Annotated in this window: 13 protein-coding genes; all 13 read right to left on the bottom strand. The window is 53.9% G+C overall.

What is annotated here, in order from left to right; genetic code table 11:
• Positions 1 to 3 precede the first annotated feature (3 nt).
• Complete coding sequence (locus AAA927_RS05070; RefSeq protein ID WP_338216311.1) at positions 4 to 2,343, bottom strand: YhgE/Pip family protein; 2,340 nt, start codon at positions 2,341 to 2,343, stop codon at positions 4 to 6.
• 179 nt (positions 2,344 to 2,522) lie between these two features.
• Positions 2,523 to 4,097 (bottom strand): sensor histidine kinase, encoded by a 1,575-nt coding sequence (locus tag AAA927_RS05065; protein ID WP_338216309.1) that lies wholly within the window; start codon positions 4,095 to 4,097, stop codon positions 2,523 to 2,525.
• Positions 4,097 to 4,783, bottom strand: a complete 687-nt coding sequence (locus AAA927_RS05060) for a response regulator transcription factor (RefSeq protein ID WP_125579537.1) — start codon at positions 4,781 to 4,783, stop codon at positions 4,097 to 4,099. The genes AAA927_RS05065 and AAA927_RS05060 overlap by 1 nt, the downstream gene beginning before the upstream one ends.
• Before the next feature lie 317 nt (positions 4,784 to 5,100).
• Complete coding sequence (gnd, locus tag AAA927_RS05055; RefSeq protein ID WP_338216308.1) at positions 5,101 to 6,525, bottom strand: NADP-dependent phosphogluconate dehydrogenase; 1,425 nt, start codon at positions 6,523 to 6,525, stop codon at positions 5,101 to 5,103.
• Between the two features lie 112 nt (positions 6,526 to 6,637).
• Positions 6,638 to 7,189 (bottom strand): YceD family protein, encoded by a 552-nt coding sequence (locus AAA927_RS05050; RefSeq protein ID WP_125579535.1) that lies wholly within the window; start codon positions 7,187 to 7,189, stop codon positions 6,638 to 6,640.
• A 9-nt stretch (positions 7,190 to 7,198) separates the two neighbouring features.
• Positions 7,199 to 8,335, bottom strand: a complete 1,137-nt coding sequence (locus AAA927_RS05045; protein ID WP_338216305.1) for a nucleotidyltransferase — start codon at positions 8,333 to 8,335, stop codon at positions 7,199 to 7,201.
• Between the two features lies 1 nt (position 8,336).
• A complete protein-coding gene (locus tag AAA927_RS05040; RefSeq protein WP_338216304.1) occupies positions 8,337 to 9,068 on the bottom strand; it encodes a class I SAM-dependent DNA methyltransferase in 732 nt (243 codons plus the stop codon).
• Entirely contained in the window at positions 9,065 to 9,421 is a 357-nt protein-coding gene (gene rsfS, locus AAA927_RS05035; RefSeq protein ID WP_404819937.1) for a ribosome silencing factor, read from the bottom strand. Before rsfS ends, AAA927_RS05040 begins: the two co-directional genes overlap by 4 nt.
• Positions 9,422 to 9,450: 29 nt before the next feature.
• A complete protein-coding gene (gene yqeK / locus AAA927_RS05030) occupies positions 9,451 to 10,065 on the bottom strand; it encodes a bis(5'-nucleosyl)-tetraphosphatase (symmetrical) YqeK (RefSeq protein WP_338216302.1) in 615 nt (204 codons plus the stop codon).
• Entirely contained in the window at positions 10,052 to 10,705 is a 654-nt protein-coding gene (locus AAA927_RS05025; RefSeq protein WP_338216300.1) for a nicotinate-nucleotide adenylyltransferase, read from the bottom strand. Before AAA927_RS05025 ends, yqeK begins: the two co-directional genes overlap by 14 nt.
• A gap of 4 nt (positions 10,706 to 10,709) precedes the next feature.
• On the bottom strand, positions 10,710 to 11,024 hold the full coding sequence (gene yhbY / locus AAA927_RS05020) for a ribosome assembly RNA-binding protein YhbY (RefSeq protein WP_203632504.1): 315 nt from the start codon (positions 11,022 to 11,024) through the stop codon (positions 10,710 to 10,712).
• A gap of 9 nt (positions 11,025 to 11,033) precedes the next feature.
• Positions 11,034 to 12,152: a ribosome biogenesis GTPase YqeH gene (yqeH, locus tag AAA927_RS05015; protein WP_338216297.1), complete on the bottom strand. Its 1,119-nt coding sequence runs from the start codon at positions 12,150 to 12,152 to the stop codon at positions 11,034 to 11,036.
• On the bottom strand, positions 12,139 to 12,672 hold the full coding sequence (locus AAA927_RS05010) for a YqeG family HAD IIIA-type phosphatase (protein WP_338216412.1): 534 nt from the start codon (positions 12,670 to 12,672) through the stop codon (positions 12,139 to 12,141). Before AAA927_RS05010 ends, yqeH begins: the two co-directional genes overlap by 14 nt.
• Positions 12,673 to 13,131 lie beyond the last annotated feature (459 nt).

The following is a 13,131-nucleotide window of genomic DNA, read 5'->3' as shown; positions in this document are numbered from 1 at the left end:
AGTTTAGCCTACCACATTTTCGCTGTCGACGCTTTGACTGCGGCGCGGCAGCCAGAGGATGACTCCGACTAAGGCAGCAATGCCTAACAACACAATCCAATCAAGCAGCGAGGCGGTTTGCAGGCCGTTGATGGCACTGTTAAACAAATCAAGCGCATAGGTGCCTGGGAGAAGATAGCGCACGAACCGGTAGAAACCGGACAGCATCGCACTTGGCAGCAAGCCACCAGAGGCGATCAGTTGGAGGAACAAAATGACGAGTGTCGCCAGAACGCCGAGCGTGCCGAACCAGCGGTCGAAGGCGAAAATAATCATGGTGAACAAGCCGCCAGTGGCAAATAAGGCCAAGAAGTAAATCACTGGACTGGCAATCGCCACGCCCATCGCCGCCGTTAACAGCGCAATGCCCAGGGCTTGCAAAGCCACCGCCAAGGCCACCACAGCAGCGCGCTTAAGCAGCGGCTGACTGGCAAAGGACTTGCTGTAACGGCCAAAGCCCAGTTCGGTGAGCAAGGCCGCGATGAAGGCCACCATCAAAATCACGACCGGTGCCAGCACACTGAGTAGTGGCTTAGCCAGCGGATCAGCTTGGGTTTGGTTGGCGACTGGCGAAACGAAATGATCCACATTCGCGCTCCCAGTGTTCAGCCCTTTGACCTGGCTAGCCCCTTCACCGAGCTTGACATTGAGTTCGGTCACGCCAGCGGCCACTTGCTTGCTGCCATCTTGCAGCTGGGTTGTGCCATCGGTGTACTGGGTTAAGCCATCAATCAACCCCACCTGGGTCTTGGTGCCGGTGAGCCCGGTGTAGAGCTGAGCCAAGCCGCTGTGTAATTGATCCAGGCCGCCGCCAAGCTGAGAAGATCCGTCAGCCAGTTTGGTTGCCCCCTGCACCGCGCCCATGGTGCTGGTGGTATTGCCGGTGCGAGTCAACCCCGCTTGCACTTCATTCAGGCCGGCGGTCAAGGTGTTAATCGCTTGCCGGACCCCGGCAGCCAAAGCTGGGGCACCATTTTGCTTGTCGTTCAGCTGGTTGACGCCAGCTTTGAGGGTGTTCATATTGTTGTGCAGCGTGGTCAGCAGTTCGCCCAGCGCTGGCAGCGCCGCCCCAGTTTTAGTCAAGGCGTCTTTCATCTTCATGGCGTGAATGCCGCCCACCATCAACTGGGACGCAACGGCGTTCATTTCCTTTTCGCCTGACTTCATCGACGTCTCGACGCCGAGCAATTCTTTCAGCTTATCAGGATGCGTAATGAAGAACTTCATCACGCCGCTATCACTCATCATCGAACTCTTCAGGTCAGTGAGGGCTGCCCCCACTGAAGTGAAGTCAGCGCCTGCCGCTTTCAGCTGGGAAGCCGCAGAGTTGGCCGCAGTTTGGTCAAAAATCGCTGCGTTCAGCCCCAGTAGACCAGCTTGCAAAGCCTTGGCGTTGTCGCCCAAGCCTTGCACGTTGGCGGCAATGTCGCCATCCAGCTTGGTCATTTTCGGATCATTGACGCCGGCAGCCAGTTGCGCCGTCCCATTCGTTAAGGTGGTCAACGCTTCGTCCAGCCGCGCCAGGTCTGGCGCACCGGCCTTGAGCTGGCCTTGAATTTGCGCTGCCGCTTGCCGCAAGCTGGCGGCCAAGGTCGTTGCGCCGCTGGTGACTTGCTGGTTCCCGGCGAGCAATTGATTATTGCCATCAATGATTTGCTCGACCCCGTCAGCCATTTGCACGGCGCCGCCGGTCAATGTGTCATTGTTGGCCGTCAGGGTATCAAAGCCATCACTGATTTGATCGGTACCGGCTTTGAGCTGCTGGGTGCCATCATGGGCCTGATCGACCCCATCAGCCAGCTGCTTAATCGCCGCCAAAGCGGTCGCATCATAAGCCTGTTGCACATTTTGAACCACCTGCGCCTGCAGCTTTTCGGCCACGGTTTCGGTAATCATGTGCGAAGCGAAGTTGTTATGCGCAGAGAGCGCGACTTGAATCGTGCTTTTCTGCGGATTCTTCGCCAACGCTGTCGTCACGTTGCGGGAAAAGTCCTTGGGCAGCGTCACCTTCATCAGGTAAGTGCCGTTTTTCAGATTCTTATCGGCCACCGCGGCAGAAACAAAATGCCACGTCACGTCCTTGTTATGCTTGAGCTTCGCTTGGACGTCTTGTCCGGCGTGGACGGTTGTGTCCTGGAACGTCGCGGACTGGTCATTGTTCACTACTGCCACATTGATGTGCTTCGTCGAATTCGTTTGCTCATAATCGACAAACTGAAGCGCAATGTAGAGCACTAGCAACGGGATCAACACGATCATTGCGAGTAATAGCGCAAAGCGACCCCGAGATTTAAGAGCTTGCATGTCTGACACCACCTGAAAAGTTTTTGTCAATGGCATATATTGTCAATGCCATTGACATATTGACGATTTTACTGAAAATCAAAGCGATGTCAATGCACAAGCCTTAAAATAACTGTCCTTTCCTGCCGGTAAGGGCAAACAAAAACCGGCGTGACAGGTTTTGCCAGCGCCGGTGAAGCTTATAAATTACTTTTGATTTGATCGGTAGCAGTGCCTTCTGCTTCTTTTTGCTTGGCTTCTTCGGCGGCGCGCAGGGTCAACACTTCGTCATACGTGATGGTCGGCAGCTGAATCCGGAACACGGAACCGGACCCCACCACGGAATCGACTGAAATCGACCCGTGATAGCTTTCAATCAGTTGCTGAGCAATCGACAGGCCTAACCCGTTGCCGCCTTTTTCGCGGCTGCGCGCCTTATCCACCCGGTAGAAGCGGTTGAAGACGCGTTCGCGGTCCTTTGGGGTAATGCCTTCGCCGAAGTCTTGTACCGCCAGGGCCACGCCGTCACTATCCAGTGCCGCCGAAACATGCAGCTCCTTGCGGTCACGGGAGTACTTGACCCCGTTATCCAGCAAGATAATCAAGATTTGCTCCAAGTGGTTGCGATACATCCGGACGTACACTTCCCCTGGCAGATCGTTGTCCAAGGTGAACACAAAGTCAGGATGAATCATGCGAAAATCATTGACCACTTGCTCAACGGTTTGATTGAGATCCGCCGTCGCATTGGGGAACTGAACATCGACTTGGTCGGCGCGAGTCAGCTCCAGCATTTCTTGAATCAGGCTCTTCATCCGCTTCACTTCTTGCAGCGAGGCGGTCAACGATTCATCGAGCACTTCCGGGTCGTCTTTCCCCCAGCGGTTCAGCAGTTGCAAGTGCCCTTCCAGCACGGCCACTGGTGTGCGTAGTTCATGCGAGACATCCTGCACAAACTCGCCTTGCTGATCAATGAAGCGCTGAATCCGATCCAGCATGCCGTTAAATTCATCCACCAGGTCCGACAACTCGTCATTGCGTTGCAGCGGCGGAATCCGCACACTGCTTTGCGGCTCGTCATTGACCTCATCGATGGTGTTGGTGATCAGCTTAATCGGTTTCAGGAACCGCCTAGCGAGGAAGAAGCCAACCAAGGTGGACACCAGCAGCGCGACGACCGCCAAGGCGGCGATAATCTCCCAAATCTGTTTCATGGTGGCATAAAACGCCGTCATGTGGTCGGTCACTTGCAGATAGCCAATCATTTTACCATTTTCGCTGGACACAATCGGCGCCCGGGCCAGCATCCCCCGGAAGCGCCCGTTATCCACCATTTTGATGGTGGTATGTTTCACTTTGGTCAGCGGTTCGTCACTTTCCCGCGAGGTGAAAATTTTGTGGCCATCGCGATCATAAATCGCAAGCGACATATCATCGCGTGACACTTTTTGAATCACGGAATCGTCAAACACGCTTCCCTGTGCTTGCCCGGTGATGGAACCATCGGGCAAACGAGTTTGACTGCTTGATTCGATCCGTGGGAGCACCGTTTCATGGGTCAAGTTTGTCGTGACTGGGGCCAGCCGCAACTCGACGGCACTGATTGTTTCCTTGATGGTGCCTTGCTCCTGATTGATCAGAATCTGACGCATCAGGGTAACCAGCATCACCGAAAAAACAATAAACGTGAAAAAGATGCCCACTGCAACAACGGCTGTCCACTTGAATGCAAGGGGCAGCCGTCGTTTGGTATGAGGCTCAGGCTGATCTGCCATTAGGAGCGCATCACGTAGCCGGTGCCCCGAACCGTCTGAATGTAGCTAGGTTCCCCTGGCCGATCGATCTTATTGCGGATATAACGGACGTAGACGTCCACGACATTGGTTTCAACATCTGAGTTATAACCCCAGACCTTGGACAACAACACGTCGCGAGCCAGCACGACATTGATGTTTTCCATCAGCGTCAAAAGCAGCTCATATTCCCGCTTGGTCAGCTCGATGATGTCATCCCCGCGCCGCACCACGCGGTTTTCCTTTTCGATGGTCAAATCGCGGTAGGTAATCGTCGTTTGCTTCGCGGCGTTATGTTCGCCTTCGATGCTAATGCGCCGCAGCAGCGCGCGGAGCCGCGCCAGGAGTTCTTCAATGGCGAAGGGCTTGACGATATAGTCATCAGCGCCATGATCCAACCCGGAAACCCGGTCAATCACTGAATCCCGCGCCGTCATCATGATAATCGGGGTATTTTTGACCTGCCGCACGCGCCGGCAAACTTCCAGCCCGTTCAGCTCTGGCAGCATCAAATCAAGCAAGATGGCATCCCAGTCCTCCGACAAGGCCGCCTCTAGGCCTGTCCGCCCGTTAAAGTGTACGGCCGTTTCATACCCTTCGTGCTTCAATTCAAGTTCAACGAAGCGCGCGAGGTTTTTCTCATCTTCAATAATTAAAATTCGGCTCATGACATGTACTCCTTAATCTCTTGTGCTCACCGGGCCACTTCTCATACTGGATGGACCCAACGGTAACTTTTTCTCATTCTCACATTTGCTTTGTCATTCTACCATAGTTAACGCGCAGATGCTATCACATCAGTTTTTAACTTTATCATCCTTAAGGAAACTATGAGAATTAGGATTATTTCGCATTGGTATATACCTTTAATAGGTATATTCATAGGAAGAACTGCGCATTACACAGAGGTATAGTCCAATAGTGAAAAGAAAAAGACGTTATCGCCTCAACCACTGGGTCAGGCGGTAACGTCTCTAAAAGCGATTTATTGTTCCGTGTACCAGGAATAGTGGAAAATCCCGTCACGATCCACGCGCTGATACGTGTGAGCGCCGAAGTAATCGCGTTGCGCTTGGGTCAGGTTGGCTGGCAGCACCGCACTGCGATATTGATCGTAGTACGAAATAGCAGCGGCAAACCCTGGCACTGGCACACCGGCTTTAACGGCGAAGCCAACCAAGTCGCGGACGCTTTCTTGATAGTTCTTGGCAATGTCCTTGAAGTAGTCATCCAGCAGCAGATTCTTCAAATCAGGCGCCTTGGTGTAAGCATCCGTGATGTTTTGCAAGAATTTCGCCCGAATGATGCAACCGGCCCGCCAGATCTGGGCCAGTTCGCCGTACTGCAAGTTCCAGTCATAGTGCTCGGAAGCCACGCGCATCTGCTCGAAGCCTTGGGCATAGCTCATCAGCTTGGAGAAATACAAGGCCTTGCGAATGAGTTCAATCGTCGCCTTTTTATCTTCAAAAGTGACGTTGCCCACTGGCTTTGGCAGCACCTTGCTGGCCGCCACTCGTTCGTCCTTCATGGCACTAATGTAACGCGCATACAGCGATTCGGTGATGACACTTTGCGGCACGCCGAGTTCAGCGGCAGACTGGGAAGACCACTTCCCGGTGCCTTTATTGCCGGCGGCATCCAAAATCACATCCACCATTGGCTTGCCGGAACCCAGATCGTCTTTACGGGTCAAAATGTCGGCAGTGATGTCAATCAAGTAAGAGCTCAGTTCGCCTTCGCTCCATTCCTTGAAGACGTCAGCGATTTCGTCAACTGACATTCCCAGCATGGTGCGCATCACATTGTAGCTTTCGGCGATCAATTCCATATCGCCATATTCAATGCCGTTGTGCACCATTTTGACATAGTGGCCAGCACCATTCGGGCCGATGTAGGTGACACATGGTTTGCCATCTTCGTCTGCTTTAGCGGCGATTTGTTCCAAGATTGGGGCCACCAAATCGTAAGCCTCTTTTTGACCGCCTGGCATCAAGGAAGGCCCTTGCAAGGCACCTAATTCACCGCCGGAAACCCCCATACCGATGAAGTTAATGCCGGACTTGTCCAGTTCTTCGCTGCGGCGCATGGTGTCTTCAAAGAAGGTGTTCCCACCATCAATCAGCACATCCCCTTTGTCCAGCAGTGGCAGCAATTCTGCAATCACGGCATCGGTACCGGCGCCGGCTTTGACCATCATCACGATGCGCCGCGGCTTTTCCAGTGAGTTGACAAAATCTTCAACTGTGTAGCTTGGGACCAAGTGCTTTTCTGGGTGATCCGAGACCACTTTTTCGGTTTTGCTGCCAGTACGGTTGTAAATTGCGACCGTATAGCCCCGGCTTTCAATGTTCAGGGCCAGGTTTTTACCCATGACCGCCATGCCGATAACGCCAATAGTTGGTGTTTCCATTAGATTGCCTCCTAAACGGTAGTAGAAGCTGCCGTTATTATGAATTCGTTTAAAAGCCATTACATGGTTATGTTAGCAAAGTTGGCGTCAGTTTTAAAGTGACGCTGGCCAGTTACTTTTGCTTGTCATCATCATCAGGAAACAAGCCTTTAAGCTTTTCAAACGCTGGATTTGGGCGGTCTTGCTCCTGCTCTTTGGCAAAGTCATCCTCGCCCATGACCGTCCAATTGTCGCCTTTGGGCATAATGCCTTGCGCTGCTTCTTCCGGGGTCAGCACCTGCATCGGAATACTCAAGAGCACATGATCGGCAATGGCCGGGTGCAAATCCAGTGTGTCACCATCAAGGTCCAGCACGAGCTGGCCATCTTCGTACTTGTCTTTGTGCGTTTCATCGGTGAGATACACTTCACTAAAAGTGAAATCTAGCGGCAAAACCACCGGCTGCAAACTCCGGGTGGAAGGCACCGTCAGCTTACCGCCTAACGTCACGCTGACCAAAATATCGCCGTCGTCGAAGCTGACATAACCGTCAGCCTCAACTGGGGTGACATCGAGAATTTCGGGGTCGCGTTCCATCAGTTCCTGCTTCAAATCCAAGGTCTCGGTGAAATGAAGTGGCGTCTGACGGTATTTGGCCAGCTCACTTAATGTCCATTTAAGCATATTGTCTCCTTATTTCATCAGGGGAATGCGGCCATAATTTTGGCGCGTTCCCACCAGCGTTTCATATAAATTATCCGCTCGCTGCTGCGCATACATGATGCCGCCTGGCGCAATCATGTCAGCGGCCACCTTGGTGATCAAGGGTAGCGGCACCTCTTTTTTGACCGCATTCAGATAGGCGCGACCGGCTGGCGTAAACCCTAGTACATGCAAATAGCGGCGGGCAGTGGCGTCAGCCATGACGGCCTTAGTCAGATTCAGCGTGACATACAGACACAGCCGCCGCATGCGGGCGAAGGTGTAGCGCTTGGATTTGATTGCCGCCATGTAACTGGCAAAATCCTTAGCGCCTGCTAACTGCTGCGTCAGGCGATACTCCAAGCCTTCACTCATGGTGTAAATCTGCCGCAGCGCCGCGAGATCGGCGGTTTGCAGCCGATAGTGCAGCAGTGGAAATATGTCATCCCAAGTCTGGCGCCGCCCTGCCAGCCCTGAGGCCATGGCCGGCGGCACCAGCGCCGCCACCGACGCCCCTGCTGCTACCCGCTGGCGAATCGCGCTGCCACTGGCAAAATTACCTTGGGCTTGAGCCGCGTCATGCCCTGCCCCTTGCCGGGCAAAAGGCAATAAGGTCATTGGTTGTGGTCGCGCCAGCACGGCTTGGGCATAACTCAACCCCAGCAGTAAATTCGGCGCGGTTAAGCTCACGCCTGCCGTTTGCTGATAATAATGATTCAGCTGCGTGGCATAAGTTTCGGTGAAGTCTTGAAACAAGTTTTTACTGGGCGGTGCCGCGGCCACGGCTTGCGCCAAGCCCAGATAATCAATCTCTGGCGCCTCGCTGCCAAAAGCCAGCTGCTCCACGCCCAGCGCTGTCAGTAACGCCACCGCGCCTGCCGCAAAGCCGTCCGCCGCCTGCACGGCATCCGTGGTGGGCAGCTCCACCACCAAGTCCGCGCCGCTGGCTAACGCCGCCTGGGCCCGGGTCCATTTGTCAACCAGCGCAGGTTCGCCGCGCTGCACATAGTTGCCTGACATCACCACCACGACCACATCGGCCTGGCCCAACTGCCGCGCCTGCTTTAAGGCATAGACATGGCCATTGTGGAGCGGGTTGAATTCAGCAATCATCCCAACCGCGCGCATATCATCCCTTCTTTGCGTGAAAGAACCAGCGCGTGCTATCAGGTTTCACGGCACCGGCGCCAAAATCTGCTGTCACTTCAATGTCGGTAAAACCAGCGGCCTTGAGCGCTTTTTCGTAGTCAGCAATCGGGTAAGTGCGCTCCTCATGGGTTTCGATCAGCGGATGGTAGGCATCAATCGCTTCATCGTAGACGAAGAAGGTCAAATCATGGGAAGCGGAATGTGGCACCTCACCAGCGTAACTATGCCACAAAAAGGCATAATCCTCGGTTTGGTAATTGTACATGTAGCCTGGGAACAGGTCGTCCATTTGATGCAGCGAGTGCGCATCAAACATGAAGTCCCCGCCTTTTGGCAAATGGGCCGCCACCTGCTTAAACACCGCCGTCACACTGGCCAAATCCGGCATGTAGCAAATCGAATCATCAAAGCATGTCACCACTGGGTATTCGCCCAGCGCGCTTAAATCGCGCATGTCGCCTTGAATCAGGGGCAGCTGCAGGCCCTTAGCAGCCAGCTTGGCGTCGGCTAAGGCCAACATTTCGTTGGACAAATCAAAGACGGTCGGCTGATAGCCGGCCGCCGCCAATAACCCAGCCAAGCTGCCGGAGCCGCCGGCAAGCTCAAGCACCGGTTGCGGCGCCACGCGCGCCTGCACATAGTCACGCCATTTCAGATAGAGCGACTCGTCCATCAAGGTGTCATACACCTGTGCAAAGGTGGCGTAAATCATGCGTTGACCCAGTTGGAAACGTCAACCAATGGTGCCTGTTGCCACAGCTTTTCCAAGTTGTAGAATTGCCGTTCTTCTGGGGTGAAGACATTGACCACGACATCCCCGAAATCCATCAAAATCCACTTGGATTCTTTGTTGCCTTCGATGCGCGGATCAACGCCGCCAGCGGCTTTCACCTGCGTTTCAATTTCGTCGACAATGGCCTGCACTTGGCGCGTCGAGCCGGCACTCATGATCACAAAGTAATCCGCCAGCAAAGAGACCTTGGTCATATCCAAGGCCACAATGTCCTCGGCCCGTTTTTCATCAGCCGCGTGAACGGCAGTTTGCAGTAATGCTTTGGTATCCAGAATAAACCCTCCTTAAGGTGAGGCGCAGGCTAGGCCCGCGCTGCTTGTGTTTTCTTCAAAAAGGCATTGTAGGTCAGCAGCGTTTTCGGATAAACCGTCAGCTCGCTGCCAATCAAGTATTGCAGTGTATTTTTCATTTCAATGAAGCTGGCCAGCTCAAGATTAGTTTCCGCCGCCTTACGTGCTTGAACTTCCGCGTCTAAGGTGCGGGCGGGTTCAATAAAGTCCGCAACGAAAATAATCTGATCCAACACGGTCATCTCAGGATCACCGGTGGTGTGGCGCTCAATGGCCTGCAGCACCGCATGATCCATGATGCCGGTTTCGGTTTTAATGAACCAGGTGCCGACAATGCCGTGCCAGACGCCGCGATTGTATTGGAGTAACGCCGGATCAAAGCCATTTTCAACAATTACACGCCGGTACTCCTCCACCGGAATCTGCTTGGCATAGTCATGCAGCAGACCAGCCAAGCCGGCCCGGTCGACATCGGCGTCGAAGCGTTGGGCCAATTGCCGGGCTGTGGTTTCGACCCGCAGGCAGTGCTGAAAGCGGGCGTCATCTAGCCGATTTTGTAAATGATTAAGCAGCTCAGCGCGCGACAAACCCTGCGTCAGGCTTTGCGGATATTCAATGTTCGTCAAGATACAACCCTTCTTTCTCGATATAATTCCGGACACAATCTGGCACCAAGTAACGGATGCTTTGTCCGGTTCTGATTTTGGTGCGAATTTGACTCGAGGAAATCTCAATCGTTGGCGCATCAACCCAGGTAATGGGATACGGGCTGGTGGGCGCAAAACCGCGGCGCTTGACGCCGACGAAATGCACCAGCTTTAGGAGTTCATCAATGGCGCGCCATTTGGGCAAGTAATTCACCATATCGGCGCCGATAATGAAGAAGTAATCGGTGTCCGGATGGGCTTTAGTGAGCTGACGCATGGTATCAATGGAATAGCTGACCCCGCCGCGTTGCACTTCAATCAATTCCAGCCCAAACATGGGATTGTCATGAATGGCGGCTTGCAGCATCTCAACGCGCTGCGGCGCCGGAATGGCTTCTTTATGATCGACATGCGGCGGTAAATTATCCGGCATGAAGAGGACTTTACTTAAGCCCAATTGCGTCCCCACGGTTTCCGCCATGATTAAATGCCCTAGGTGGACGGGATTAAAAGTACCGCCAAGCAGGCCGACTTGTTTGCGCCGCGGCCCCAGAATCTGTTCACTGACCTCTTCGGTAATCACCGGTTGACGCAGGTGTGTTTGCAGCGTGTTGGTCACAGTCTCACCCCAATTTGGCAACTTCGAGAGACAGTTTCTGATGGTCTTCTTTACTGGCCTTGCGGTACATCAACACCGTCCGACCAATGGTTTGGGCCACCTGGGCGCCAGGAATGGTGCGGGCTAAAAAGGCCCCGACCTGCGCCGGCGTTTCCTCTGCCGTTTGAAGCAGTGAAATCTTCACTAATTCGCGGGCTTCCAAGGCCTTGGCCACCCCATCCACGAATTGATCCGAAAGCCCATTTTTACCCAGTGACACTAACGGACGCATGGTGTTTGCGCGACTGCGCAAAAAGCGTTTTTGTTTTCCTGTTAACATGCTGACCTCCTAAATCAAAGCCTTACGCAATAAGACATCGACCCCTTCCGGCGCATAGCCGGCGACCGTTGCCCCAGCTGGCACCACCACCCAGCCGAGCCCGGCAATCACAAGATCGGATTTTTCCTTCGGTGTGAACTCAAAGCGCGCCAGGGGCGGGAAAGTCGCCAAATCTTCGGCCCGCGGTGGACTGAGTAAATCGCCGCGATGCTTCTCGTAAAACGCATCCGCATTGGCCAGCTTGGTCCGGTGAAGCAACAGCTGATTATCGGCATACACCGTGAAGCCTGCCTTCGGTCCCCGCAAGTAGTCAAAGCGCGCTAGCCCAGCAAAGAATAACGTCTGGCCAGCGTTAAGCTGGAACACCGTTGGGCGAATCGGCTTGGTGGGCGCCACCAGTTGGAGATCCTTGGGGTTGACGTAATGCGCCATTTGGTGGCGGTGAATAATCCCGGGGGTATCAATCAAGAAATGCCCATCCGCCAGCGGAATCTGAATGCGGTCCAGCGTCGTGCCAGGAAAGCGCGAGGTGGTGATCAAGTCGCCCATTCCATTTTCATCTTTAATGATACGGTTGATCAAGGTCGACTTGCCAGTGTTCGTCACCCCGACCACGTAGACATCACGATGCTCACGGTACTGCTCAATCAGCGCCAAGAGATCATCTAGATTGCGACCTTTCTTTGCGCTGGTTAACAGCGTCGCCACCGGCCGCAAACCTTGAGCATGGGCAGCCTGGGTCAACCAGTTGGTCACCCGCCGCTCATTAATGGATTTGGGTAAAACGTCTGCTTTGTTGCCGACCAAAATCACCGGGTTGTTACCGACGAAGCGATGAAGGCCGGGAATGACGCTGCCATTGAAGTCGAAAATATCGACCACATTGACAATCAAGGCGTCGCTTTCTCCGATTTTATTCAGTAAGCGCAAAAAATCGTCGTCGGTCAACTCGACTGGCGCGATTTCGTTGTAATGCCGTAGCCGGAAGCAACGCTGGCAATAAATATCCTCGCCGGCATCCGCCTTGGCTAAACTGCTGGCCGGCAAGTAGCCAGCGGCCTTGGGGTCCGTCGTCTGCAGCTTGGCGCCGCAACCAATGCAATAAAGCGCGTCATCAGTGTTTGCCATTCAATTCCTCCGCATAATCGATGAGATGGTGTTTGTTCATTCGTTTCATAATGCGCCGCTCAAAAAAGCGGTTAATGCGTGTATTCCAGGCGTCCGTTTCAATCAGAGGCTGGACCAGGATGGTGCGCACGCCAGCCGCGTTACCGCCAGCGATATCGGTCATCAACTGATCACCGACCATAACCACCTCGGCTTTCGTCAAGTTAAGCTGGCGCAAGGCGCGGTTGATGCCTGTGGGTAGTGGTTTCAACGCCCGCGAAACGAAGGGTAATTCTAACTTAGCCAGCGCCCGCGCGATGCGGTCGGCATTGTTATTGGAGACCACCATCACGGTGATGCCGGCGTTTTTCATTTCGCTGAGCCACTGCCGCAGCTGCGGGGTACCGTCTGGATTGTTCCAGGCGATCAAGGTATTATCCAGATCCGTCAACACCGCGCGAATCCCTTCTCGTTTCAATTGTGCTGGGGTCAGATTGTAAATCGCTTTGATTGCCCATGTCGGTTCAAACAGTGCCACCAGGCCGCCTCCTTCATATGTTCCATAGTCCTTAATAGTATAGTCGATTTAAGCGCGAAATGCACGACAGGCTAAACAGGCTGTGGAGTGAGGCCGCACTTAGCCGGATGAGTAGCGCAACTAGGCTGCGGAGGTCGGCGGGCTTAGTCCGACGAGTATGTTTCATGCTCCCGGGCAGAACAGCCATCGCCGCCATGGGCTGGAACGTGGTGGCCAGCGCTTTGAGCCTCTGCGAGTCTCAAAGTCGCGGCTTGTTCTAAGCCAACTTAAACCGTTGGCTATGAACAATTTCACCACTGAGCCCATGCTGGCTCCGGTTGTTCTACCCTACACTTGCGTTAATCTGCTACATGGCCGGTCTACTGCACCTGGAGGGTATCAGCGCTTGTTTGAAGTAAATCAATCCGCATCCCCTCATGTTCTCAGATTAGCTGACAGTGCACATACCTAGCCCACTTTTGA

The organism is Lacticaseibacillus salsurivasis, assembly GCF_036246225.1.
In the GTDB taxonomy this organism is placed as follows: Bacteria; Bacillota; Bacilli; order Lactobacillales; family Lactobacillaceae; genus Lacticaseibacillus; species Lacticaseibacillus salsurivasis.
The sequence above is the reverse complement of the archived record's forward strand: the minus strand, read 5'-3'. Positions and strand labels throughout refer to the sequence as shown.